This window comes from Streptomyces sp. NPDC059816, from assembly GCF_042732055.1.
In the GTDB taxonomy this organism is placed as follows: Bacteria; Actinomycetota; Actinomycetes; order Streptomycetales; family Streptomycetaceae; genus Streptomyces.
Genome location: NZ_JBHWIQ010000053.1, coordinates 1 through 22,947 on the forward strand (window position 1 = coordinate 1; position 22,947 = coordinate 22,947).

Annotated in this window: 22 protein-coding genes; 10 read left to right on the forward strand and 12 right to left on the reverse strand. The window is 72.7% G+C overall.

Annotated elements, in window-relative coordinates:
- Window positions 1–119: 119 nt before the first annotated feature.
- Window positions 120–554 carry a hypothetical protein gene (locus ACFV88_RS35525; RefSeq protein ID WP_385496346.1) on the reverse strand — a complete coding sequence of 145 codons (435 nt, stop codon included), beginning with the start codon at window positions 552–554 and terminating at the stop codon, window positions 120–122.
- A 329-nt stretch (window positions 555–883) separates the two neighbouring features.
- Between ACFV88_RS35525 and ACFV88_RS35530 the strand changes: the two genes are divergently transcribed.
- The 3 genes from ACFV88_RS35530 to ACFV88_RS35540 all read left to right on the forward strand — a co-directional run bounded on the left by ACFV88_RS35530 (window position 884) and on the right by ACFV88_RS35540 (window position 3,242).
- The gene (locus tag ACFV88_RS35530; protein WP_385496347.1) at window positions 884–1,363 is read left to right on the forward strand and encodes a hypothetical protein; all 480 of its coding nucleotides are present in this window, start codon (window positions 884–886) and stop codon (window positions 1,361–1,363) included.
- Window positions 1,364–1,469: 106 nt separating this feature from the next.
- Entirely contained in the window at window positions 1,470–2,150 is a 681-nt protein-coding gene (locus ACFV88_RS35535) for a DUF305 domain-containing protein (protein WP_385496348.1), read from the forward strand.
- Between the two features lie 216 nt (window positions 2,151–2,366).
- Entirely contained in the window at window positions 2,367–3,242 is an 876-nt protein-coding gene (locus ACFV88_RS35540) for a F510_1955 family glycosylhydrolase (RefSeq protein ID WP_385496350.1), read from the forward strand.
- A 33-nt stretch (window positions 3,243–3,275) separates the two neighbouring features.
- On the opposite strand, the gene ACFV88_RS35545 is transcribed toward ACFV88_RS35540, so the two are convergent.
- The 4 genes from ACFV88_RS35545 to ACFV88_RS35560 all read right to left on the reverse strand — a co-directional run bounded on the left by ACFV88_RS35545 (window position 3,276) and on the right by ACFV88_RS35560 (window position 6,921).
- Window positions 3,276–3,659: a glyoxalase superfamily protein gene (locus ACFV88_RS35545; protein ID WP_385496352.1), complete on the reverse strand. Its 384-nt coding sequence runs from the start codon at window positions 3,657–3,659 to the stop codon at window positions 3,276–3,278.
- A gap of 79 nt (window positions 3,660–3,738) precedes the next feature.
- Entirely contained in the window at window positions 3,739–5,160 is a 1,422-nt protein-coding gene (locus ACFV88_RS35550) for an FAD-dependent monooxygenase (protein ID WP_385496353.1), read from the reverse strand.
- The gene (locus ACFV88_RS35555; protein WP_385496354.1) at window positions 5,157–6,344 is read right to left on the reverse strand and encodes a hypothetical protein; all 1,188 of its coding nucleotides are present in this window, start codon (window positions 6,342–6,344) and stop codon (window positions 5,157–5,159) included. The genes ACFV88_RS35550 and ACFV88_RS35555 overlap by 4 nt, the downstream gene beginning before the upstream one ends.
- A 4-nt stretch (window positions 6,345–6,348) precedes the next feature.
- Complete coding sequence (locus ACFV88_RS35560) at window positions 6,349–6,921, reverse strand: toxin-antitoxin system, toxin component family protein (protein WP_385496355.1); 573 nt, start codon at window positions 6,919–6,921, stop codon at window positions 6,349–6,351.
- 439 nt (window positions 6,922–7,360) lie between these two features.
- On the opposite strand from ACFV88_RS35560, the gene ppk2 reads away from it, so the two are divergent.
- From ppk2 to ACFV88_RS35575, 3 genes are all read left to right on the forward strand, one after another.
- Entirely contained in the window at window positions 7,361–8,182 is an 822-nt protein-coding gene (gene ppk2 / locus ACFV88_RS35565; RefSeq protein ID WP_385496356.1) for a polyphosphate kinase 2, read from the forward strand.
- A gap of 155 nt (window positions 8,183–8,337) precedes the next feature.
- Window positions 8,338–9,690 carry a diaminopimelate decarboxylase gene (lysA, locus tag ACFV88_RS35570; protein WP_385496357.1) on the forward strand — a complete coding sequence of 451 codons (1,353 nt, stop codon included), beginning with the start codon at window positions 8,338–8,340 and terminating at the stop codon, window positions 9,688–9,690.
- Window positions 9,691–9,699: 9 nt separating this feature from the next.
- Window positions 9,700–10,635 carry a LysR family transcriptional regulator gene (locus ACFV88_RS35575; protein ID WP_385496359.1) on the forward strand — a complete coding sequence of 312 codons (936 nt, stop codon included), beginning with the start codon at window positions 9,700–9,702 and terminating at the stop codon, window positions 10,633–10,635.
- 376 nt (window positions 10,636–11,011) lie between these two features.
- On the opposite strand, the gene ACFV88_RS35580 is transcribed toward ACFV88_RS35575, so the two are convergent.
- Genes ACFV88_RS35580 through ACFV88_RS35600 form a run of 5 tightly spaced genes read right to left on the reverse strand, consistent with a single transcriptional unit; the run spans window position 11,012 to window position 16,176 of the window.
- Window positions 11,012–11,890: a serine hydrolase gene (locus ACFV88_RS35580; protein ID WP_385496360.1), complete on the reverse strand. Its 879-nt coding sequence runs from the start codon at window positions 11,888–11,890 to the stop codon at window positions 11,012–11,014.
- Window positions 11,887–13,500, reverse strand: coding sequence for an amidohydrolase family protein (locus ACFV88_RS35585; RefSeq protein ID WP_385496361.1), 1,614 nt, complete (start codon window positions 13,498–13,500; stop codon window positions 11,887–11,889). The genes ACFV88_RS35580 and ACFV88_RS35585 overlap by 4 nt, the downstream gene beginning before the upstream one ends.
- Window positions 13,500–14,273, reverse strand: a complete 774-nt coding sequence (locus tag ACFV88_RS35590) for an amino acid ABC transporter ATP-binding protein (RefSeq protein ID WP_385496363.1) — start codon at window positions 14,271–14,273, stop codon at window positions 13,500–13,502. Before ACFV88_RS35590 ends, ACFV88_RS35585 begins: the two co-directional genes overlap by 1 nt.
- Window positions 14,270–15,262, reverse strand: a complete 993-nt coding sequence (locus ACFV88_RS35595; RefSeq protein ID WP_385496364.1) for an amino acid ABC transporter permease — start codon at window positions 15,260–15,262, stop codon at window positions 14,270–14,272. The genes ACFV88_RS35590 and ACFV88_RS35595 overlap by 4 nt, the downstream gene beginning before the upstream one ends.
- 20 nt (window positions 15,263–15,282) lie before the next feature.
- Window positions 15,283–16,176 (reverse strand): ABC transporter substrate-binding protein, encoded by an 894-nt coding sequence (locus ACFV88_RS35600; RefSeq protein ID WP_385496366.1) that lies wholly within the window; start codon window positions 16,174–16,176, stop codon window positions 15,283–15,285.
- A 272-nt stretch (window positions 16,177–16,448) separates the two neighbouring features.
- On the opposite strand from ACFV88_RS35600, the gene ACFV88_RS35605 reads away from it, so the two are divergent.
- Entirely contained in the window at window positions 16,449–16,640 is a 192-nt protein-coding gene (locus tag ACFV88_RS35605) for a DUF1059 domain-containing protein (RefSeq protein ID WP_385496367.1), read from the forward strand.
- Window positions 16,641–16,817: 177 nt separating this feature from the next.
- Window positions 16,818–17,933 carry a M20 family metallopeptidase gene (locus ACFV88_RS35610; RefSeq protein ID WP_385496368.1) on the forward strand — a complete coding sequence of 372 codons (1,116 nt, stop codon included), beginning with the start codon at window positions 16,818–16,820 and terminating at the stop codon, window positions 17,931–17,933.
- A 75-nt stretch (window positions 17,934–18,008) separates the two neighbouring features.
- On the opposite strand, the gene ACFV88_RS35615 is transcribed toward ACFV88_RS35610, so the two are convergent.
- Entirely contained in the window at window positions 18,009–18,698 is a 690-nt protein-coding gene (locus ACFV88_RS35615; RefSeq protein ID WP_385496371.1) for a 4'-phosphopantetheinyl transferase, read from the reverse strand.
- A gap of 278 nt (window positions 18,699–18,976) precedes the next feature.
- Window positions 18,977–20,143, reverse strand: a complete 1,167-nt coding sequence (locus ACFV88_RS35620; protein ID WP_385496369.1) for a S8 family peptidase — start codon at window positions 20,141–20,143, stop codon at window positions 18,977–18,979.
- An 828-nt stretch (window positions 20,144–20,971) separates the two neighbouring features.
- On the opposite strand from ACFV88_RS35620, the gene ACFV88_RS35625 reads away from it, so the two are divergent.
- Entirely contained in the window at window positions 20,972–21,175 is a 204-nt protein-coding gene (locus tag ACFV88_RS35625) for a cold-shock protein (RefSeq protein ID WP_030069301.1), read from the forward strand.
- An 87-nt stretch (window positions 21,176–21,262) separates the two neighbouring features.
- Window positions 21,263–22,915: a DEAD/DEAH box helicase gene (locus ACFV88_RS35630; RefSeq protein ID WP_385496370.1), complete on the forward strand. Its 1,653-nt coding sequence runs from the start codon at window positions 21,263–21,265 to the stop codon at window positions 22,913–22,915.
- The last annotated feature ends 32 nt before the right edge of the window (window positions 22,916–22,947 follow it).

Sequence of the window (22,947 nt, forward strand, 5' to 3'; positions counted from 1 at the left end):
ACGCGACCCCGCGCCTGCCCCCGGGGGCGGGGGCGGTCCCGCGGGCCTCACGGCCCCCCCCGGGGCCACCCCCCCGACCGCGCCCGCACACCGGGCCTCACCGGCGGTGCGACCCCGCCTCACGCCCGCTGCCCGGCGTCCTTCACCGCCCGCAGGGCCATGTGCTGGAGGAGGGCGAAGCCACCGACCGTCAGGGCCTGGAGCGGGACCCAGACCGCCCCGGCCATGGTCGGCGACAGCCAGAACAGGACGGCGATCACACTGAGAACGGCCCAGACCGCATTGCCCTCGATGACCGCGCGGACCCCCACCGTCCACGGCGCGCGCTGTGCTCCCAGTACGGCCACCCCGATCCCGTAGAGGGTGAGGAACCCACCGATCGCGAGGAGCAGGCCCCGGTCGACGCCGAGCAGCCGGCCCAGCGGACCGGAGGCCGCGAGGTAGGCGATGCCGTTGACACCGGTGACGACGGCGTCGAGGGCGAGGAAGCGCCGCAACATGGTCACCGGCTCGGTGGTGCGGGCCAGCGCGGCGAGCGGAAGCGTGGTGGACATGTGGATCACCCTCCAAGGGGTTCGAACGAGCTGATCGGCCCGGCTCCCGAGGCGGAGTGCGCCGCCCCGGGGGCCGATGGCTCAACCATGCCCGCGGCCCCGGTGGCGGGTCGATTACGCCGGAGGTAATGCCCTGACCACGGGCCGGAACCCCGCGCCGGCGCTGCGACCGCGTCCACTCACCGGGCGCCGGGCGCCGAGCGCCAGACAGGGAGCAGCGACCGTCCGGGCGGCCCGCGTTCGGTGCTGGATGCCCCCCTTGGGTATGGTCGGGGCGACACCCCGGCGGCGGGGTGTCCGACGGTCGACGATCGGAGGGGACGAACCTCGTGCGAGCAAGCCGGAGTCTGCGGACGGCGGGTGCCTGGGGGCACTTGCTGCTCGTGGCCGCGCTCGCGCTCGGGGTCTTCCTGATGCACACCGTGGGTCACCCGGACGGCTCGTCCTCGGGTGGGACCGCCGCTCACGGGTCCGGCTCCACCACGGCGAGCGCGACCGGGCACGGATCAGTGACCCCGGCGGCCCCCGCCTCGTTCGGCCCGCACGGGCCCGAGCGGGCCGCTGCCCTACCGGCCGACACGGAACACGACGGCGCGCCCTCCTCGCACGGCTCCGGCATGGCGATGGACCTGGCTTCCCTGTGCGTGGCCGTCCTCGCGGCCTGGGTGCTCGCCGCCCTGGTGGCCGCCGCGTTGCGCCGCCGCACGGAATGGCTCGTCCGCTTGCGCACGGGCGCCCTGCGTTCCCTGCTGCCCCTGCCGCCGCCGCGCAGTCCCGACCTGCTGCAACTGTCCGTCCTGCGGATCTAGGCCGAACGCCCCTGCGGGTGCCACGCGCTGCCCTTCGGCAGCCCGTGCCCGCTCCCGCGCTCCGGCCCGATTCCCCTTGGACCAGACAGCATCAAGAGGTTGTGACATGACCGCCTTCCAGCATGCCCCGCGCCGTACCCCCGTCCGTCGGTTCGTCCTGATCGGCGCCGTCGCCGCCGCGAGCCTGGTGCTCGCCGCCTGCGGTGGCGACGACTCCATGGACGGCATGGACCACGGCAGCGGCGGCTCCGGCGCGCCGAGCGCCAGCGCGTCCCCCGTGCCGTCCGGTGCGAACCCGGCACCGGGTGCCTTCAACGACGCGGACGTGATGTTCGCGCAGATGATGATCCCCCACCACGAGCAGGCACTGGAGATGTCCGCCCTCGCGGACGGCCGCGCCGAGGACCCCGAGGTCAAGGCGCTCACCGAGGAAATCTCCCGGGCCCAGGACCCCGAGATCCAGAAGATGAGGTCCTGGCTCAAGGCATGGGGCAAGCCCGAGTCGGCGGGTGACGGTGCGGACCACGGCGGCCACTCCGGTGGCTCCGGAGAGATGTCCGGAATGATGACCGACGAGGACATGGCCGCACTCAAGGACGCCAAGGGCACCGCGTTCGACAGGAAGTTCGCGCAGCTGATGATCGACCACCACAACGGGGCCATCGAGATGGCCGAGGACGAGCAGAAGAACGGCCGCAATGCGACGGCCAAGGAACTCGCCGACGACGTGGTGAAGGCCCAGTCGACCGAGGTCGATCAGCTCAACAAGATCCTCGACCGACTCTGATCGCAGGAGCACCGCACGGTCCGGGGCGGGGCAGGACGGGCACCGGCTCGTCCTGCCCCGGCCCCGGCCCGTGACCCGGCGGGCGCCTGAACCCCCGCCCGCACCCCCGCCACTCCCCCACCCACGGCGACCCCCGACCGCGCGGGCACCACCCGGCGGCCGTGGGCCGACGCCCGCGCGGCGCCCCCGCGCCCGACACCCGATCAGGACATCACCATGAAGCACCGCACCGCACTGCCCGTAGCCGCTTCCGTCTCGGCCTTCGCCCTCGCCCTGGTCCTCGGGGCCTGCTCACCGGGCAGCGACGACGAGGCGGACGGCGACGCCGGGGCGACGATCAGCCACATCCACGGGGTGGCGGTCGGCCCCGAGGACGGCAAGCTCTACGTCGCCACGCACGACGGGATCTACACCCCGGACGCCGAAGGACACCCCGAGTTGGTCGGCGACCGCAAGGACGACTTCATGGGCTTCGCCCTCGGGAAGTTCGGCGCCTTCCTCGCCAGCGGCCACCCCGCGCCGGGCCGGGACGCGCCCAGCAACCTGGGGCTGATCGAAAGCACCGACACCGGCCGCACCTGGAAGGACAAGTCCCTCAGCGGCAAGGTCGACTTCCACGCCCTGGAGTACGCCCACGAGACCGTCTACGGGTACGACAGCACCAACGGCCTGCTGCGGGTCAGCGCCGACGGCGTGACCTGGGACGACCGGGCCTCGCTGACGGCGCTCGACATCGCCGTCAGTCCCCGGGACCCGGACACCGTGCTCGCCACCGCGGAGCAGGGCCTCCTGCGCAGCACCGACGGGGGCAGGACCTTCGCCAGCGTCACCGGGCCCACCCCCGCCTTCGTGTCCTGGGCGACGCAGGACGCGCTGTTCGCGGTCGATCCGACGGGCGCGCTCTCGGTGAGCCGCGACGGCGGGGCCGGCTGGAGCGAGCGGGGCACGGTGCCCGGGGGCGCTCCCCAGGCACTGACCGCGCTCGACGGGCAACGTCTCGTCGTCGCCTCCCAGGACGGCGTCTACGAGTCCCGGGACGGCGGGAAGACCTTCGACCGGAAGCTGGACGTCGCCGCCTCCGGCGACCACTGACGGCTGCCGGTGCCCGCGACGGCGGGCACCGGCTCACTCCAACGGCGTGCCGACCCGCAGTCGGTTGCCGTCGGGGTCACTCAACTCGATCTCCCTGGCCCACGGCACGTCCTGGGCGGTGACGCCGAACTCGGCCGCCACCGCGTCCACGTCCGCCACCCGGAGGTACACCAGGGTGCCGGGGCGCGCGTCCCCGACGTGCTCGGAGAGGAACAGGCGGACCGCGCCCCGGGCCACCTCCACGAAGGCGGGCAGGCCGGGTTCGAAGCGGTGCTCCCACTGCTCGGTGAACCCCAGCCGGGCGTACCAGCGGACGGCCCGGGCCGCCTCCCGCACCCGGAGGACCGGGATCGCCTCCTCCACCCGGTCGGGCGGGGAGTCCTGGGGTGCGGGCCGGTGCGGTGCGCTCGTGTCCATGCGGTCACTCTGGCAGAGGGGTCTGACAACGCGACCGCCGTGCGCACGCCGCGGACCCGCACGGGACCCGAGCCGGTCCTCACCCGACCGCGCCGCGCTCCGCAGGGGTCAACGGCGGCCCGCCGAGCGGGGGTCGGAGGGGACCGCGGACGGCCGCGAGGAGGACGGACGGTTTCAGGAGGAGCAGCGGGCCGTCCTCCATCGAGGTCACCCGGGTGAGTTCCCTGGCGATCCGCCCGTTGCCGGTTGCGGTGTGCATGAGGCGGTCCACGTAAGCCGCGGTGGCCCGTTCCCGCAAGGTGGGACCGTTCGGGGTGGCGCCGGGGTAGAAGACGTCCTGACCGGTGGCCAGGTCCCAGGCCACCGCGACCGGGCCGGCGATGGCCCGTTGGATGTGGCGGGCGAGCCCGGGCGTGCCCCAGCCGCGCCGCCGCAGGACGGCGCGCAGCGCGCGGGCGCTCTGCGCGGCCACCGACATGCCGTGTCCGTAGATCGGGTTGTACGCGGCGACGGCGTCCCCGAGGACGGCGAACCCGTCGGGCCAGTGGCGGGCGCGTTCGTAGTAGTGGCGGCGGTTGGCGGTGGCCCGGGTGAGGACCACGTCGTCGAGGGGTTCCGCGTCGGCGATGAGATCGGCCAGCACCGGGTGCCGCAGCCCCCGGGCGAACGGCTCGAACGCGTCGTTGCGGCCGGACGGTGCGCCGCCCGTGGTGCCGGACAGCGTGACGTGCCAGCGGCCGTCCTCGATCAGCACCAGGGTTCCGGCGCGCCCCGGACCCGGGCCGCGGGGGTCGGCCTGGATGTTGACCGCGGGGAACCCGCCGTGGGCCGCTTCGGGCGCCCGGTACAGCCGGCTCGCGTAGACGAGCCCCGACGAAACGGTCCGCTCGGGGACCGGGGGCAGTCCGAGGGAGCGCAGCCAGCCGGCGGCCCGGGAGGACCGGCCGGTGGTGTCGACGACCAGGTCGGCGCGGAGCGTGCTCTGCACGCCCTCGCGGTCGCGGACCCGGACCCCGGCCACCGCCGACCCGTCCCCGGTGAGGCCGAGGACCTCGGTGTGCTGACGGAGCGTCACCCGTTCGGAGGCGAGGACCTCCGCGCGCAGCGTCGCGTCGAGGAGGTCCCTGGAGGACAGCAGCATGTAGTGCTCGCCCGCCCAGCGGCGCAGCCATCCCTGGGGCGAGAAGCCGATCATGTCGTCGGGCAGGGCCAGCCGGTGTGCGCCGCGGGCCATCAGTCGGTTGATGGTGCCGGGCAACAACTCTTCGACGGCCTCGGCTCCCCCGGACCACAGCAGGTGGACGTGACGCGCCTGGGGCAGGCCCTTGCGGGCGGCCGGGCCGGTCGGAAGCTCGTCGCGTTCCACGACGGTCACGTCGGCGAGGCCGGACAACGCCTGTGCGGTCAGCACTCCGGCGAGGCCGCCGCCGAGGACGACGGCGGATCTACCGGAGCTACCTGATCTGCGGGATCTACCGGATCTGGGGGAGCGATCACTCATGGGGCCACGCTTTCTGTTCGGGCGTTCACGCGTGCGCGAACCGCTGCGACGAGGTCGGGAGAGCGCAGGGCCCGGGCGATCTGTTGGGCCTGGCCGCCGAGCGGGGCGCCGGGGGCGTGGCCCCGGCCGTCGCCGCCGTCACGACGGGCGGCACGGCGCTCGATCGCGGCGAGGAGGGTCACGGCGCCGGCGATGCCGGTGGCGTCCTCGGGTGCCGCGCCGCCGTGCAGTGCCTCGTGGTGCGCCAGCCGCCACAACGCGTAGTCGATGTGGGGCCCGAGGTGGATCACCTCGTCGCCGATGTACGTCTCGCGCGCGGTCAGCGCGAGCGCGGCACTGCGTGAACGGCCCACCGTCAGGGACGGCTTCACCTCGGCGTGGGCCTTCAGGAGTCGGTACAGCGGGCGCAGCCGCCAGTGGCTGGTCCGGGCGTGGCACCAGCCCTGGGCCGCCTGTCCGGCGTGCGGGAGGATGAAGCCCGCGCCGATGAAGACGGCGCTGACGCAGGCCACCGGCGGGGCGATCGTGGTGCTGAGGTGGTCCAGGTTCCCGCCCGTCCACCGGGCCGCCACGGCGGTCCACTTGAGGGTGTCGAAGCCCAGGTTCGCCACGTAGCCGATGCCGAGGCAGACGACGCCGCTGCGCAGCCACCCGCACAGGCGTCCCTGCCAGGACCAGATCAGGTACGAGGTGATGAGCACCGCCACCGTGTGGGCCAGCAGGTAGAGGATCACGAGCTCGCGGATGAAGGGCGTGGTGGCGTAGTGCGTGTCGAGGTCCTGCACGCGCTCGTCGGGCACGTCGGCCAGGGCGAAGAGGATCCACAGGCCCACGATCACGGTGGCGTAGGCGACCGTGACGCAGCGCACCGAGCGGCGGGTGACGGCCCGGTCGTCGTCCTTCCACACGATGAGCAGCACGAGGCACGAGGCGCAGAACGCCGTCAGCAGGGTGTACACCCACGGCGCGGAGACGTTCGGGACTCCGGTGACGTCGTTGAGCCAGACGATGGTGCGGGGGTTCGCGAAGAAGAAGACCCCGCAGGCGAGGACGAGCAGACCGCCGACGGCGCGCAGCAGTTTGTCGCGCCAGAACCGGACGATGGCCGGGGTCTTGTAGACCAGGGCCGCGCTGAGGACGGCCCCCGCGATGAGGTAGCTGAGGTGGGTGTCGGATGGCGGCACGCGGTCACCTGACTCCGAGGGAGGCCTGGATGCGGTTGCTGATGCCGTCGCGGTGGGCCGCGCGCCGGTGGTGGGGGTCCTCGATGAGCGTGCGCAGTCGGCTGCCGAGCAGGAGCCCGAACGATTCGGCGTCCCGTTCGTGGTCGTCGTGGCAGTGGCTGCGGGCCGCGAACGAGCGCAGGACGTCCGCCCACCGCCCGGCCGGTCCGGGTCGGGCGCCCGCATCGCCGGCGAGGGCTCCGGCGGGGACGGCGGGGTCTCCTTCGGCGGGCCGGCCGTGGCCCTGCGTCAGGTGCCACAGTTCGTGCCCGACGACCACCACCTGCTGGACGGGGTCGTGGCGTTGTTCGACGAGGATCATGTCGTAGGTGTCGAAGCTCAGCATGAGCCCGGTGACCCCCGCCTCGTCGGGGAACCTCTCGAAGCGCAGCACGATGGGCCGCCCGCGGCGCTGTGCCATCTCTTCGCACAGGGCCCGGCACAGTGCGTCGGCGCTGGTGGGATCGCCCAGGTCCCGGTCCGTCACCGCGTCCGCGAGGCTCGCGGCGAGTCGTTTCATCCCCCGGTTGATGTTCATGGTGCGGCGCCCTCCGGGAGGGAGGGTCCCGGTCCGGCGCCGGGTCTCGTCGGGGCGGGTGGCCGGGGGTCGAGTCCTTGCTGACGTCGGATCACCGGGTCCAGCAGGGCGCGGGCCGCGCGGAGCGGGACGGGGGGTTGACTCACCGTTGGTCTCCGTGGACGTGGGCTCCAGGACGGGGTGCGGACAGCCGGTTCGCGCGCTGCACTCGCGAGCCTGACCCTAACGCCTCCCGTCCGGACCGCAATGCCGGTTCCCCGGGCTCCCGTTGGACGGCCGGTCACGGGCGTCGTCCGCCACCGGGTGCGCGCGGCCCGGGCGGCGGCGGTCGTGCCGGACGTCGGCGGGCCGAGCGGTCGGTTACGGTGCTGGTCGGCCCCCGGCCCGGGTGGACCCGGGTGGTCCGGGGGCGACGTTCCACTGCGAGAAGGGCGTACGGATGGCGGCGAAGGGCGCGGGGCCGGGCGGGCGGAAGATGCCGCGGGAACCGTACGAGCGTGAGCTGTACCGGCTCCAGACCGAGTTGGTGAAGCTCCAGGAGTGGGTGCGGGCCGAGGGGGTGCGGCTGGTCATCGTCTTCGAGGGCCGTGACGCCGCGGGCAAGGGCGGCACGATCAAGCGGGTGACGGAGTACCTGAACCCGCGGGTGGCGCAGATCGTGGCCCTGCCCCAGCCCACCGAACGGGAGCGCGGGCAGTGGTACTTCCAGCGGTACACGGCGCACCTGCCGGCCGCCGGTGAGGTGCGGCTGTTCGACCGGAGCTGGTACAACCGCGCCGGTGTGGAGCACGTGATGGGCTTCTGCACCAAGGCGGAGCACCAGCGGTTCCTGCACCAGTGCCCGATCTTCGAGCGGATGCTGGTCGAGGACGGCATCCTGCTGCGCAAGTACTGGTTCTCGGTGAGCGACGCGGAGCAGGAACGCCGTTTCCGTAAGCGGCTGGAGGACCCGTTGCGGCGTTGGAAGCTGTCGCCGATGGACCTGGAGTCCATCACGCGGTGGGAGGCGTACTCGCGGGCGAAGGACGAGATGCAGGTGCACACGGACATCCCGGAGGCGCCCTGGCACATCGTCGAGAGCGACGACAAGCGTCGGGCCCGGCTCAACATGATCGCCCATCTCCTGTCCACGGTCCCCTACCGGGAGGTTCCGCCGCCGGACGTCACCATTCCGTCGCGTCCGCCCGCCTCCGGTTACGAACGCCCGCCGAAGGACCTCCAGTCGTACGTGCCGGACCACGCGGCGACCCTGTTGGGCTGAACGGGCCCGGCGGCTCGGCGGCTCGGCGGCTCGGCGGCTCGGCGGCTCGGGGCGAGCATCGGAAATGTCGGTGCTCAGCCCCCGAAGAATCCGCTTTCACGGTTCCCCCCGCGGGCCCCAGGATGGCCGGGAGCCAGCCTGCCGTGGGAGGAACCGTGACCTCAGCCGTCGACCCCGATCTGCTGCCCCTCACTTCGACGTCCGGCCCCGGAGGGCTGGCCGTCGGCGGAGTGCCACTGCTGGAACTGGCCGGGCGCTTCGGGACCCCGCTGTTCGTGTACGACGAGGAGCACCTGCGGCACCGCTGTCGGGAAGCACTCGCCGCGTTCGGCACGGACCGGGTGGCCTACGCGTCCAAGGCGTTCCTGTGCACGGCCATGGCCCGGCTCGCCCACGAGGAGGGCCTGCTGCTCGACGTGGCCTCCGGCGGTGAACTGCGGGTGGCGCTACGGGCCGGCGTCCCGGCGGACCGGATCGTGGTGCACGGCAACAACAAGGACACCTCCGAGTTGCGGACCGCCGTCCGGGCCGGGGTGCGTCACCTGGTGGTCGACAGTTTCGACGAGGTGCACCGGATCGAGGCCCTGCACCGGGACGAGGGCCTGCCGCCGGTCCCGGTGCTGCTGCGGGTGGCGCCCGGGGTCGCCGCAGGTGCGCACGAGGCCATCCGGACGGGGGGCCTGGACTCGAAGTTCGGCTTCGGCCTCGCCGACGGGACCGCCGCCGAAGCGGTCCGACGGGTCCGGCGCAGCCCGGCGATGCGGTTCGACGGCGTGCACGCGCACGTGGGCTCGCAGGTGCTCGACCCCTCCGAGTTGGCGGCGGGGGCCGCTGCCGTGGCCCGTTTCGCCGCCGGGGTGGGCGCCACCGGGCTGACCGTCGGCGGTGGGCTCGGCGTCGCGTACGAGGGCGGGCAGCGGGTGCCGACCTTCGCCGCCTGGGCGGACGCCGTGCGGGCGGCGGTGCACGGCGCGGGCTGGTCCGGCGAGGTGACGGTGGAGCCGGGCCGGTCGATCACCGCACGGGCCGGACTGACGCTGTACCGGGTCGGCACCGTCAAGCACATCGAGGGGGTGCGCACGTACGTCAGCGTGGACGGCGGGATGAGCGACAACCTGCGTCCCGCCCTGTACGCGAGCCGGTACGAGGCGTTCCTGCCGCGCTGCCCCGGGGCTCCGCGTCCGCTGCGGGCCCGGCTGGTGGGCAAGCACTGCGAGAGCGGCGACGTGATCATCGACCGGGCGGCGCTCCCCGCCGACCTCGCCGTGTCGGACGTCCTGGCGACCCCGGTGACCGGGGCGTACGGGTACGCCATGGCCTCCAACTACAACAAGCTGCCGCGCCCGGCGGTGGTGTTCGTGCGGGGTGGTGACGCCCGGCTCGTGGTGCGGCGGGAGACGGAGGAGGACCTGCTGCGGCTCGACGTCACGGAACCCGGGGCCGGGGGCGGGGCGGCACGCACGGACGCAACCGCCCTGGTCGCGGTGGCGGGCACGGGCACCGCCTAGTCTGACGCGATGCTGAACAGTGCGCGTCTGCTCGTCCTGCTGGAGATCGCCCGGCGGGGCACCATCGTGGCCGCCGCCCAGGCACTGCACCTCAGCCCGTCGGCGGTCTCCCACCAGTTGGCGCGGCTGGAGCAGGAGGTGGGCGTCGCCCTGGTCGAGCGGGCCCCGCAGAGCCTGCGGATGACGGCGGCGGGACAGCGGCTCGCGGAACACGCGCAGGCCATCGCCGATCTGATGGCCCTCGCGCAGGACGATCTGCGGGAGCACTCGGTGGGCGAAGCGGGGGTGCTGCGGCTCGGGTTCTTCGCCTCGTCCGGACTGGAGCTGCTCCCCCGTGCACTGTCCGGGTTCTCGGCGCGTCGACCGCACGTCGAGCTGGAACTGATCCTCGGGCAGCCGCACGAGTTGGTGCCCGGTCTGGAGGCCGGGCGGCTGGACGCGGCCGTCGTCTTCGAGCACCCCCTCGACCCCTGGTGCCGTGACGCTTCGGTGGACGTGGAGATGTTCTTCGACGAGCCGCAGTTGATCGTCGTGCCCCTGCGGCACCGGTTGGGCCGGCAGTCCACGGTGCGGCTCGCGGCCCTGGAGGGCGAGACCTGGATCGGCACGCGGGGCGGCAACACGGGCGAACCCGTACTGGAGCGCGCCTGTGCGGCCGAGGGCTTCCTGCCGCGGGTGCGGTGCCGCAGCGACCACTACCAGGTGACCGTGAACCTCGCCCGCGCCGGCATGGGGATCGCCTTGGTGCCGGCGCTGGGGATCGGTGACACGGCGGGCGTCCACGTGTGCCGGCTGGACCATCCGCAGTTGCACCGCAGGATCGGGGTCGCGACCCGGTCCACCCATGTGAACCCGTTGCTCGACCACTTCCTGGGGGAGCTGCGCACGGCGGCGCGCGAGGTGGGCACCCTGCTCGGCAGCCAGTTCGGTCTCACCCGCCCCTGAACGGCCGGGGCGGGGCGGACCCACGGGGGCCGTCCGGCGGGTCGGGTGACCACGGCGCCTGGACGCCGGCCCGCGGCTCCGGTCCCCCGGCCGCCGCCCTCGCGAGCGCGGTGCCGGCGGCGGGATGCTGGCGGCGGCTCGGTGCCGACGCGGCCCGCCACCTGGTCGACGCCGGTCGGCGACGGGGCGTTCGACGACGTGACCGCCTCGCTGGTGCTGCGCCCCCGGAGGGCCGGGGCCGACCCCCGGCCGAGGTGCGGCGGATGCTGCGGCCCGACGGCCGGCTGATCGGGTCGGTGCGTCACCCCGGCACGGCCCGTGCGCACCGGGACCCCACCCGACCACCGCGCCGCGCGCGGCGGGCGCCCCGTGCGGCTCAGCCGGGCCCGGGGAGCATCGCGCAGTCGGCGAGGGTCCGTCCCACGTCCCGCAGGGCGTGCACGGCCGCGCGTTCGGTGCTGGCGCCGAGCGCGGTGTCCCAGTGCGCGACGACCGCGTAGGCGAGCCGTCGGGTGCCGATGAGCAGGCCGACGTCGGCCCGCACCCCGGTGTCCGTACCGGTCTTGTTGGCGATGAGCAGCGCGCCCGGCGCGGGCGCGGGGAAGCCCGGCGCGTACGGGTCGTGGGCGACGAGCGCCGGCACCAGGCCGTGGTCGGTGTTGGCCCGCATCCACTGCAACAACCGCGCGGACGCCCCGGCGGAGACCATCGTGCCGCGCGCGGCGTGCGCCACCAGGCGGGCCAGGTCCCGGGCGGTACCGGTGGCGAAGACCAGGGGCACCCCGGGTCCCCGTACGTCCCGTACCGAGTCGTGCAGGGTGAGGTCCCGGAGCGTCAACCGCTCGGCGAGCCGGGCCGTGGCGTCCCGTCCGACGAGGCGCAGCAGGGCGTTGGTCGCCGTGTTGTCGCTGACGGACGCGGTGAGCCAGCACAGGTCCTCGACGGTCCACCCGGTGCGCCCGAGGCGGCCCAGCAGTCCGGTGCCGCCCGCACGGTCCTCGGGGAGCACGTCGACGGTCCGGTCGCCGCGCAGTTCCCCGGCGTCGAGCCGGCGGGCGATCTCGGCGAGGAGCAGCAGCTTCGCGGTGGACGCGACGGGCAGGACCACCTCGTCGTGGAAGCCGATGCGATCGGTGCCGGCGCCGTCCGTGCCGTCAGTGGCCTCAGTGCCATCCAGGTCGATCGCGCTGACGGAGAGGACGAGCGGCAGCGCGGCGGAGCGGCCGGCCGCCGCGGCGACGCGGGCGAGGCTCATCGGACCTCCAGGACGCGTCCGGCGCACACCCCGGTCGGGGCGCCGTCGCGCACGGCGAGCCGCCCGGCGACCACCACCGCGGTGATGCCCTCCGGAGCGGCCAACGGGCGGTCGAAGGTGGCCCGGTCGGACACGGTGGCGGGATCGAACACGACCAGATCGGCGTGGGCCCCCGGGTGGACGGTGCCGCGTCCGGTGAGTCCGAAGCGGGCGGCGGGCAGCCCGGTCATCTTGTGGACGGCCGTCTCCAGGGTCAGGAGGCGCTCGTCGCGCCCGTAGTGGCCGAGGACCCGGGCGAAGCTGCCCGCCCAGCGGGGGTGCGGACGGCCCGGTTTGGGGACGCCGTCCGATCCGATCATCGACAGCGGGCTGGCGATGACCCGGCGCACGTCGTCCTCGCGCATCGAGTGGCTGATGATGGTCACCTCGCCCTGCTCGGCGAGCAGCAGGTCACAGACGTAGTCGACGGGGTCGCAGCCGCGTTCCGCGGCGAGCTCGGCGATGCGACGGCCCTGGATGTGGGGGTGGGTGGGGGCGGCGGCGACGGCGATCAGGTCCCAGCCGCCGTTGCCGACGGTGTTCTCCCATCCGTCCACGCCCTCGGCGATGTCCCGCCGGATCAGTTCGCGCACGGACTCCTCGTGGAGCCGGGCCAGCAGGGCGCCGATGCCGCCCGCGTTGGCCCAGGGCGGGAGCATGGCGTGCAGGACGGTGCTGCCCGCGGTGTAGGGGTACACGTCGCAGAGCACGTCCACTCCTTCCGCGCGGGCCCGTTCCAGTCTGGGCAGGGTACGCAGGGTGGCGCCCCAGGCGTGCCGTCCTGCGGTCTTGTGGTGGGAGACCTGGAGCGGCGCCCCGGAGCGCACGGCGATCTCCAGCGCTTCCTCCAGGGCCCGGTCGATCTGGGACATCTCGTCGCGCAGGTGCGTCACGTACGGCTTGCCGTGCCGTGCGGCGACCCGGGCGAGGGCGACGATCTCCTCGGTGTCGGCGTAGGTGCCGGGTGGATAGATCAGCCCGGTGGAGAGGCCGGCGGCGCCCTGACCGAGGGCGCGGTCGAGGAGGTCGCACATGGCGGCCAACTCGTCGGCGGTGGGGGTGCGGGCGTCGAATCCCATGACGCCGGCGCGGAGCGTTCCGTGTCCGACCAGGGAGGCGAGGTGGGTGGCGCGCAGCGCGGGGGCCTGCCCGGCGGCGAAGGCGGTGAAGTCGGGGCAGGGTGCGACGGGCCCGAGACCGAAGGTCACCCGCAGGTGCTCGGCGAGTGGGGGGAGCCGTTCGGGCAGGGCGGGGAAGAGGCTGGAGCCGCAGTTGCCCGCGATCTCCGTGGTGACTCCCTGGAGCAGCGGGGCGAGCCGCAGTGCCGCGACCGAGGGGTCTTCGGTGTCCTGGGGTACGGCGAGTGCGTCGGAGTGGGTGTGCACGTCGATGAACCCGGGGGCGACGACCTGTCCTTCGACGTCGAGGACCGTGTCGGCGGTGGCGGGCCGGCCCGTGGGCAGCAGGGTGATCCGCCCGTCGGCCACGCCGACGTCGACGGTGCGGGCGGGGGCACCGGTGCCGTCGACGAGGGTGCCGCCGCGCAGCAGCAGTTCGAGGGGGCGCGCCATCACAGCACCGTGGAGAGGAAGGCCCGGGTGCGGTCGTGCCGCGGGGCGCCGAACAGGTCCTCGGGGGGGCCTGACTCCACGACGAGGCCGTCGTCCATGAAGACGACCCGGTCGGCGACCTCGCGGGCGAAGCCCATCTCGTGGGTGACGACGACCATCGTCATGCCGCTCGCGGCCAGGTCCTTCATGACGCCCAGGACCTCTCCGACGAGTTCGGGGTCGAGCGCGGAGGTGGGTTCGTCGAAGAGCATCAGGGTGGGTTCCATGGCGAGGGCGCGGGCGATCGCGACGCGCTGTTGCTGGCCGCCGGAGAGTTGACCGGGGTAGTGGTCGGCGCGGTCGGCGAGTCCGACGCGGTCGAGGAGTCGTCGGGCCTGCTGTTCGGCCTCGGCGCGGGGGCGGCGCTTGACGGCGAGGGGGCCTTCCATGACGTTCTGCACGGCGGTGCGGTGCGGGAAGAGGTGGAAGCGTTGGAACACCATGCCGATGCGTTCGCGCTGGGCCCGGACCTCCTTGGCCCGTCGCTCCCGCAGGACCCGGCCCGAGGTGCCGTGCGGTTCGTAGCCGACGAGTTCGCCGTCGAGCCACACGCGTCCCGCGTCGATGGACTCCAGGTGGTTGAAGCAGCGCAGCAGGGTGGACTTGCCGGAGCCGGACGGGCCGATCAGGCAGAGCACTTCGCCGGAGCGGACCTCCAGGTCGATGCCGCGCAGCACCTCGATGGCGCCGAACCGCTTGCGGACCCGTTGGGCCCTGAGGACGAGGTCGTTCACGACACGGCTCCCTTGCCGGTGCGTCCGGGGACGAGGTTGGTGAGCACCCGACGGCGCAGGGGGGCGGCACCGGGGCTGTAGCGGCGCTCGATGAAGTGCTGGGCGACGCTGGCGACGGTGGTGAGCGCGAGGTACCACAGGGAGGCGACCATCAGCAGGGCGATCACCTCGAAGTTGGCGAGGTAGAGGTGTTGGGAGACGGTCATGAGGTCGGCGCCCGCGATGACGGAGACCAGTGAGGTGGTCTTGAGCATGGAGATGAACTGGTTGCCGAAGGGCGGGATGATGACCCGCATGGCCTGCGGCAGGACGACCCGGGTGAGGATCTGCCGGTTGGAAAGGCCGAGCGAGGCTCCCGCCTCGCGCTGGCCCGGGTCCACGCTCTGGATGCCGGCGCGGACGATCTCGGCGAGGTAGGCGCCCTCGTTGATGGAGAGGCCGAGCAGCGCCGCGACGAATCCGGTGATGACGGCGTTGGTCTGCCACTCGACGAGCTTGGGGCCGTCGAAGGGGATGCCGATGCTGATCACGGGGAACAGCAGGGCGAGGTTGAACCAGAAGATCAGTTGGACGAGCAGCGGGGTGCCCCGGAAGAACCAGGTGTAGGCGCTGGCGGTGAGCCGTAGGACGGGGCTCTCGGACAGTTGCATCACGGCGATCAGGACGCCGATGGCGATGCCGGCGGTCATCGAGATCAGGGTGAGCTGGACGGTCACCCACAGCCCTTCGAGGATCACCCCGTCGAACTGGTACTCCGCGATGACGTCCCAGTGCAGGTTGGGGTTGACCACGACGGTGTACGTGAGCCACACGGTGCAGGCGGCGGCGAAGAGCACCGCGAGCCAGCGGCCCGGCCGGGGGCGGCGGGTGACCTTGAAGGTGAACTCGTCGTCCGGGGGCGCGGTGCCCGGTCGCGGTGCGGGGTCGTCCACCGGGTCGGGGGTGTCGGCCGCCTCCGCCGTCGCATCGTCCTTGCTGAGGCGGGTCATGTCCTTTTCCACCCTCGGGCTCACTGACCGTCGTTGATGGTGGCCTTGGGCACGGCACTGCCCGCGACCCCGTACTTGTCGAGGACCTTCTTGTACGCGCCGTTGTCGATGAGGTCCTGGAGCGCCTTGTGCACCGCGTCGCGCAGCCCGTTCTGGTCCTTGCTGACGGCGATGCCCCAGGGCGCGGCGCCGTACTGGGTGGGCACGACCTCGTACGCCTTGTTCTTCTCGGCGAACATCTGGGCCACCGGGTAGTCGACGATGGTGGCGACCGCCCGGCCGCTCTCCAGTTGGAGGAGTCCGGTCGGGGCGTCCTCGCTCTGCGAGATCCGCATCTTCTTCTCGCACTCGGCGTTCTGCTTCTCGCCGATCTCCAGGTTGGAGCTGCCCTTGGCGAGGACGACGGTCTTGCCGCAGAGGTCGTCCAGGGTCTTGATGCCCTCCGGATTGCCCTTCTTCGTCATGATCACGCCGCCGGTGCGGAAGTAGTCCACGAAGTCGACGGCCTGCCGGCGCTGCGGGCTGTCGGTCATGGACGACATGACCAGGTCGAAGCGCCCCGACTTCAGCCCGGGGATCAGCCCGTCGAACGCGGCGTTGGTGAGCTTGAGCTCCAGTCCCAGTTCGTCGGCGACGGCCTTCGCGAGGTCGGGGTCGACGCCCGTCAACTCGGTGGTGCCCGGCTTGTACATCTCCATCGGGGGGTAGCCCACGGCGGTGGCGACCCGGAGCACCCCGCTCTTCTCGAACGATGCGGGAAGCAGTTCCTTCGCGGTCTTCCCCTCGCTTCCGGAACCCTTCACCGCCGTGTCGCCGCCCTGGTCGGACCGTCCGCAGGAGGTGACGGCCAGTGCGGTCACCGCGGCCAGTGCCGCGAGGGAACGCAGGGGTCTGTGTTGAGTCAAAATGGCCATTTCTCTCCCTCAGCCGTGACAGTGCGCTGATGCTGGCAGCCTGGTGCCGGTGAGCGGAAGATGATGAAGCCATTGAGGCCTGAGCATCGATTTTTCCGTTGCTCGGACTCGGTGCGGGGTTGCTGGCAGGGGTTGCGGGCGCACCTGGAGCCGACGGTGCTCACCGAGGGCCGCCGTCCGACTCCGGGACGCGACCGCGCTTGGCTCTCGACGGGAACCGAGGGAGGCTGAAGGGGTAGGCCCCCCACATGTGAAGTCCACGGAGGCACGTCATGCGCAAGGTCGCCGACTGCCGGGACTACCCCAGCGAGTCGAACTGCACCCTCACCATCTCGGGCGAGGAGGACGAAGTGGTCCGGGCCGCCGCCGAACACGCGGCGTCCGTCCATGGTCATGAGAACACCGGAGAGTTCCGGGACCAGCTCAGGGGCATGCTGAAGGACGAGGTGCCCCAGCACGTCTGAACCCCATCGGTCGGTCGGCTGCCGCACGGCGGCCGACCGGTCTGCGTTGTCCAGGCGGTGGGCGAGCGCCATGCGTTCGGGTGCCGTGGATGCGGTGCGGCCACCTCCCCCGCACGTCCCGACCATGCTGGACGACGACGCCGGGCTCCCGCACCGGCGAGGGAGGACGGAGCGCCCATGGATCTCACGGCGATGCTCACGGACCTGGAGGAGTTGGTGCGGTGCGAGTCCTTCTCAGCGGACCACGCGGCGGTGGCACGCAGTGCCGCCGCCGTCGCACGACAGGGCACGGACCGGCTGGGAGAGGGTCCGAAGACGATCGTCTTGGGCGGAGTCACCCATCTGTCCTGGACGTTCGGGACGCCCCGGGTCCTCCTGGTGGGGCACCACGACACGGTCTGGCCGACGGGGTCGTTGAACACCCGGCCGTGGCGGGTGGCCGACGGCGTGGCCCGGGGACCCGGGGTCTTCGACATGAAGGCCGGACTGGTCCAGATGTTCCACGCGCTGGCCGGTCTGCCGACGCTCGGCGGCGTCCGGATCCTGGTCACCGGTGACGAGGAGGTCGGTTCGTCGACCTCCCGGGCACTGGTCGAGGACGCGGCCCGGGAGTGCGCGGCGACCCTCGTGCTGGAGGCTTCGGCTGACGGCGGGGCGCTCAAGACCGCGCGCAAGGGCACCTCCCGCTATGCGTTCGAGGTGCACGGCGAGGCCGCGCACTCCGGACTCGAACCCGAGAAGGGCGTGAACGCGGGCGTCGAAGCGGCGCACCAGGTCCTCGCCGTCCACGCGCTCGGCGCCACGCTGAACGGCGGATCTCCGGGCTCCGGGGCCTCCTGGACGACAACGCTGACCCCAACCCTCGTCTCTGCGGGCAGCACCGCCAACACCGTGCCCGCCCGGGCCGACTTCACGGTCGACGTGCGGGTGCCGACGCTCGACGCCCAGCACCGGGTGGACGACTTGTTGCGGGCCCTGCCCGTGCGCACCCCGGGCGCGCGGCTGGACGTACGGGGCGGCCCCAACCGGCCGCCCCTCGAACCGGAGGCGTCGGCGGGGCTGTTCGCCCTGGCGCAGGAGGCCGCCGCTCGCCTCGGGTTGCCGCCGCTGACCGGTGCCGCGGTGGGGGGCGCCTCCGACGGCAACTTCACCGCGGGCGTGGGATGTCCGACGCTGGACGGTCTCGGCGCCGTCGGGGGCGGTGCGCACGCGCAGGACGAGCACGTGCTGGTGGAACACCTGCCGGTGCGCGCCGCATTGTTGGCCGAACTGGTCAAGGCGGTGCTGCGCTGAGCGCACCGGCCCCGACGGGTGGGCCGGTGTCAGGGGGCTCCCTCACACCGGCCACACCCGAACGCGACGCGGGGCTCAGGACTCTGGTGCGTGGGCGATGGCCGTCACTACCAGGCCCCGGGTCACCACCCAGCGTCCGTCGAACCCCGTGAGGGCCCGACCCCGGGGGTCGCGCCCGGTCTTCAGCAGTCGCGCCCGGAAGGTCCCCCCGACGGAATCGGACGGCTCACCGGCCTCGTCCGGGACGAACGAGAGTTCGGCCTCCTCGAATCCCAGCCACTCTCCGGTCAGCGGGAACCAGGTCTTGTACACGGACTCCTTCGCGCTGAACAGCAGCCGGTCCCAGTGGACGTCGGGCCGCTCGCGCACCAGGCCGGCCAGCCTCTCCTCCTCGGCGGGCAGGGCGACACTGCCGAGGACCCCTTCGGGCAGCGGACCGTGGGGTTCCGCGTCGATGCCGAGCGAGACCAGCTCGTGGTCGCGGGCGACGGCAGCGGCCCGGTAGCCCTCGCAGTGCGTCAGCGAGCCGACCACTCCCGGTGGCCACCCGGGCGCCCCCCGCTTCCCCGGGAGCAGCGGCGCGGCGTCGACCCCGAGCCCGGCGAGCGCCTGCCGGGCGCAGTACCGGCCGGTGCTGAACTCCCGGCGCCGCTTGTCCACGGCCCGGGCGATCACGGCCTCCTCCTCGGGGAAGAGGTACACGTCCGACGGATCGGTGAACCTCTCGGCGACGACCACCCGGGACGGCAGCACCTCTGCGAGCAACGCGCCCATCACCACGCACCTGTCGTCGTCATGCCGTACGGGTCCGTTCCGCTCCGCGCCCCCGGCGCTCCTGTCGGCCTCTGGGCGTCGCAGGACTGTACGCCCGGCACCGTGTGCTCCCCCACCCCTTGTTCCCCCTTCGCTCGGTCCTCACGGACCAACCCTACGGTCCGCCACCGGCCTTGGGGACGTGGCACGGGATCACGGGGGCGCACGCCGGCCCCGCACCTACGTGTCCGGGGCCCGCCCCCGCAAGGACGGGCCCCGGACGGGGACGATCAGAGAGTGGACTTGAACAGCAGCCGGTTCGGAGTGCCGCTGACGTTGCCGCGGATCACGTTGGGCGTGCTGTTGTTGATCAGCCAGTTGTTCACGGTGGTGCTGGAGGCGTCACCGTTGGTGCCCTTGTAGAGCGCCGCCACACCGGCGACGTGGGGCGCGGCCATCGACGTGCCGCTCATGCTGGTGGTGCCGCCGCCCATCCGGGTGGACGTGACGTTCACGCCGGGACCGTACAGGTCGGTGCACTGGCCGTAGTTGCTGAAGCCGGCCTTGGCGTCAGCGGAGTCCGAGGCCGCGATCGAGAGGGCGCCCGCCGCGCTCGCCGGGGAGAAGTTGCAGGCGTCCTGGTTGCTGTTGCCCGCGGCCACCGTGGTGTGGACCCCGGCGTTGGCCAGGGCGGTGGCGGCGTTGTTCAGGGCGGCCGAGTAGCCCCCGCCGAGCGAGGCGTTGGCGACCGCGGGCTTCGCGGCGTTCTGCCGGACCCAGTCGAAGCCGGCGATGATGCCGGAGAAGGAGCCCGAGCCCTGACAGTTCAGCACCTTCACGCCGCGCAGCTGCACCCCCTTGGCCACGCCGTAGGTCGAACCGCCGACGGTGCCGGCGACATGGGTGCCGTGACCGTTGCAGTCCTGGCCGTTGCCGCCGAAGGCGTCGAAGACGTTGCGGGCCCGGCCGCCGAAGTCCGGGTGGCTGGTGTCGATGCCGGAGTCGATGATGTAGGCCGTGACCCCGGAACCGGTGCCGTTGTAGGTGTACGTGTTGCTGCGTCCGGTGCGCTGGTCTATTCGGTCCAGGCCCCACGGCGGGTTGTTCTGGGTGGCGGAGGGTGCGGCCTTCTGGTCCTCTTCGATGGACCGGATCCGCGGGTCGGCGCGGAGCTCCGTGAGCTCGGTCGACGTCAGGGAAGCGGCGAAGCCGTTGATCACCGCGTCGTACACGTAGTCGGGAGTGACCGATCGTGCCTCGGCGACGGCGGCCGGGTCGTTGCCCGCCTTGACGGTGACGATGTACTGGCCCTTGATCTCGCTGGCCGCCGGGGCCTGGGCGACCTTGACCAGCGGAGCCGGCGTCGGCGCGGCGGACACCGCGGTCGGGACCAGGGCGAGCGGAAGGGCGAGACCGAGGGCACCGGCGGCCAGGCCGCCGAGGGGAGTTGTGCGCATGAGGGGCTGACACCTTTCGTCTGTCCGGCCGCACGCAGGGCGACGGCCGGTGAGTGGGGGAACGCGCGCCGGCCGTACGGGGGTGGAGAGCACCGGGGAACGGGGCGGGGCGCGGAAGGTGGAACAGCTTCGCCGCGACGAGCGGCGGTGGTGGGGCACGGCACAGGAGGGGTGGACGGCGTCGAGGACCGTCTCCTACGAAGGCGCCCGTCCCTCGTGACGGAGCGCCAGAACACCCCGGCCGGGGAGGTTCAGGAGCGGGATCGCCGCTATGCGGACCTCCGTGTCCGCTGTGCGAGCGACAACCTACCGGCTCGGTGACCGGTTGACCACGCTTGAAATGCTCATGGCGAATTGGGATACTGCCGCGCCCTCGGACGCCCACGGGCGGCACTCCAACGGCAGCCCCACGGCCGCTCCGTGACGAGCCCCCAGAAGGCGCCCGGCCCCCTGTAGACAGGGGAGCGGCGACACTCCCGGGCCGCGACGACCGACGAGGGCGACCGGCAGCCGGTCCACTGTGACGGCCGACGCGCTGCCCACCCCGCGGAGCGCCGCCGTTCACGCACCTGAGGCACCGGGGGCGAGGAGGCCCCGGTCGCACCCACCCCTGTAGATCCACAGCGTCGAGCCCGGTCCTGCGGGCCGACCCGCCGCCACGCCCCCCGGTGATCCACATCGAGGGGCGAGCTGTGCTAAGCTGCAAGAAGTTGCAGTTGTGGTACCCATGAACCTATGTGCGCCTGACGGGATTGCTTCTCCTCAGGCGCATTATTTGTTTTCCCGGCATTCTCCGGATGGGGCCTCTGCCCGAAAAGGAGAAATATTATGGCACAGGGAACTGTGAAGTGGTTCAACGCCGAAAAGGGCTTCGGCTTCATTGAGCAGGACGGCGGCGGCCCCGACGTCTTCGCCCACTACTCGAACATTGCGACCCAGGGCTTCCGTGAGCTGCAGGAGGGCCAGCGGGTCTCCTTCGACGTCACGCAGGGCCAGAAGGGTCCGCAGGCGGAGAACATCGTCCCCGCCTGATAGCCGGACGCGTATCCACTGACCGGGGTCCGCACCGTCATGGTGCGGACCCCGGTTTGCGCTGTTTTAAGGAAGGCAAATATCCGCATGTCCCGCAGGCCCCAGAAGTCGACTCGGCGCGCCACATCACCGTCGCCCTCCGCATCGTCGCCCAGGGAATTCCGGCTGCCGGAAAGCACGACCCCCTCACTTCCCGCCGTTGACGACTTCGCTGCCTTGGACATGCCCGCAGGGCTGCTGAAGACCCTCACCGCACAGGGTGTGATCGCCCCCTTCCCCATCCAGGGCGCCACCCTGCCCAACTCGCTGGCCGGCCGTGACCTCCTCGGAAGGGGACGCACGGGATCCGGCAAGACCCTCGCGTTCGGTCTGGCCGTCCTGGCCCGCACGACGGGCCTGCGCGCGGAGCCCAGGACCCCCCTCGCCCTGGTGCTGGTGCCCACCCGTGAGCTCGCCCAGCAGGTGACGGAGGCGCTGACCCCGTACGCCACGGCGGTGAACCTCCGGCTGACCACCGTGGTCGGTGGGCTGTCCATCACCAAGCAGGCCGCCGTCCTGCGACGGGGCGCCGAAGTGGTCGTGGCCACTCCCGGGCGACTGAACGACCTCGTGGAGCGCGGTGACTGCGTGCTCGACGAGGTCCGCATCACCGTGCTGGACGAAGCCGACCAGATGACCGACATGGGCTTCCTGCCGCAGATCACCAAGCTGATCCGGCAGGTCCGGTCGGACGGGCAGCGGATGCTGTTCTCCGCCACCCTGGACCGCAACATCGACCGGCTGGTGCGCGGGTTCCTGACCGACCCCGTGGTGCACTCCGTGGACCCGTCCGCCGGAGCGGTGACCACGATGGAGCACCATGTGCTCCACCTCCAGGACGAGACCGACAAGAAGGCCGTCACCACGCGCATCGCGGCGCGGGACGGCCGGGTCATCCTCTTCCTCGACACCAAGCGGTCCGCCGACCGGCTCACGAAGCGGCTCCTGGCCGTCGGGGTCCGCGCGGCGGCGCTCCACGGGGGCCGTTCCCAGCCGCAGCGCAACCGCACCCTGGAGCAGTTCAAGAACGGCCAGGTCACCGCACTGGTGGCGACGAACGTCGCGGCTCGTGGCATACACGTCGACGATCTCGACCTGGTCGTGAACGTCGATCCGCCCACCGACCACAAGGACTACCTCCACCGGGGCGGTCGCACCGCCCGCGCGGGTGGCTCCGGCAGTGTGGTCACGCTGGTCCTGCCCGAGCAGAAGCGGGACATGACCCGGCTCATGTCGGACGCGGGCATCCGCCCCCAGACGGCCCGGATCAAGTCGAGCGACACGGAACTGGCCACCATCACCGGTGCCCGTGAGCCGTCCGGTGTGGCCGTCACCATCGAGGTCCCCCAGCCCACGGCGCCGAAGGCGTCCGACCGGAAGGCCGGCTCCGGGTCCAGCAGGCGATCGAGTCGACGCCGCCGCAACGCCGGCGAGTCCGCCGGCGCCGCAGCCGCCACCGGCACGCGGGGCCGCAGCGGTGGGGAGCGCCGGACCGCGAACGGCGCCGCCACCGGCGGCGGCACTCCCCCGACCGGCGGGCGTGGTTCCGGCCGCCGTACGGGAACCGCCGGGGCCGCGAACGGTTCCGCGAGTGCCGGTGGGCGTGGTTCCGGCCGCCGGGCCGCCACGGGCAGCGCCGCCGGGAACGCCGGCCGTGGCGCCGAGCGTCGCTCCGGTGGCCGTCGCGCCTCCACCACCTAGCGAGATCAGAGAGGGGGGGGGGTGATCCAGGT

Excerpts from the sequence above, each read along its gene's own strand:
- ACFV88_RS35525 (WP_385496346.1), bottom strand. The coding sequence starts at position 554 with ATGTCCACCACGCTTCCGCTCGCCGCGCTGGCCCGCACCACCGAGCCG.
- ACFV88_RS35535 (WP_385496348.1), top strand. The coding sequence starts at position 1,470 with ATGACCGCCTTCCAGCATGCCCCGCGCCGTACCCCCGTCCGTCGGTTC.
- ACFV88_RS35540 (WP_385496350.1), top strand. The coding sequence starts at position 2,367 with ATGAAGCACCGCACCGCACTGCCCGTAGCCGCTTCCGTCTCGGCCTTC.
- ACFV88_RS35545 (WP_385496352.1), bottom strand. The coding sequence starts at position 3,659 with ATGGACACGAGCGCACCGCACCGGCCCGCACCCCAGGACTCCCCGCCC.
- ACFV88_RS35550 (WP_385496353.1), bottom strand. The coding sequence starts at position 5,160 with ATGAGTGATCGCTCCCCCAGATCCGGTAGATCCCGCAGATCAGGTAGC.
- ACFV88_RS35560 (WP_385496355.1), bottom strand. The coding sequence starts at position 6,921 with ATGAACATCAACCGGGGGATGAAACGACTCGCCGCGAGCCTCGCGGAC.
- ppk2 (WP_385496356.1), top strand. The coding sequence starts at position 7,361 with ATGGCGGCGAAGGGCGCGGGGCCGGGCGGGCGGAAGATGCCGCGGGAA.
- ACFV88_RS35575 (WP_385496359.1), top strand. The coding sequence starts at position 9,700 with ATGCTGAACAGTGCGCGTCTGCTCGTCCTGCTGGAGATCGCCCGGCGG.
- ACFV88_RS35580 (WP_385496360.1), bottom strand. The coding sequence starts at position 11,890 with ATGAGCCTCGCCCGCGTCGCCGCGGCGGCCGGCCGCTCCGCCGCGCTG.
- ACFV88_RS35585 (WP_385496361.1), bottom strand. The coding sequence starts at position 13,500 with ATGGCGCGCCCCCTCGAACTGCTGCTGCGCGGCGGCACCCTCGTCGAC.
- ACFV88_RS35595 (WP_385496364.1), bottom strand. The coding sequence starts at position 15,262 with ATGACCCGCCTCAGCAAGGACGATGCGACGGCGGAGGCGGCCGACACC.
- ACFV88_RS35600 (WP_385496366.1), bottom strand. The coding sequence starts at position 16,176 with ATGGCCATTTTGACTCAACACAGACCCCTGCGTTCCCTCGCGGCACTG.
- ACFV88_RS35605 (WP_385496367.1), top strand. The coding sequence starts at position 16,449 with ATGCGCAAGGTCGCCGACTGCCGGGACTACCCCAGCGAGTCGAACTGC.
- ACFV88_RS35610 (WP_385496368.1), top strand. The coding sequence starts at position 16,818 with ATGGATCTCACGGCGATGCTCACGGACCTGGAGGAGTTGGTGCGGTGC.
- ACFV88_RS35620 (WP_385496369.1), bottom strand. The coding sequence starts at position 20,143 with ATGCGCACAACTCCCCTCGGCGGCCTGGCCGCCGGTGCCCTCGGTCTC.
- ACFV88_RS35625 (WP_030069301.1), top strand. The coding sequence starts at position 20,972 with ATGGCACAGGGAACTGTGAAGTGGTTCAACGCCGAAAAGGGCTTCGGC.
- ACFV88_RS35630 (WP_385496370.1), top strand. The coding sequence starts at position 21,263 with ATGTCCCGCAGGCCCCAGAAGTCGACTCGGCGCGCCACATCACCGTCG.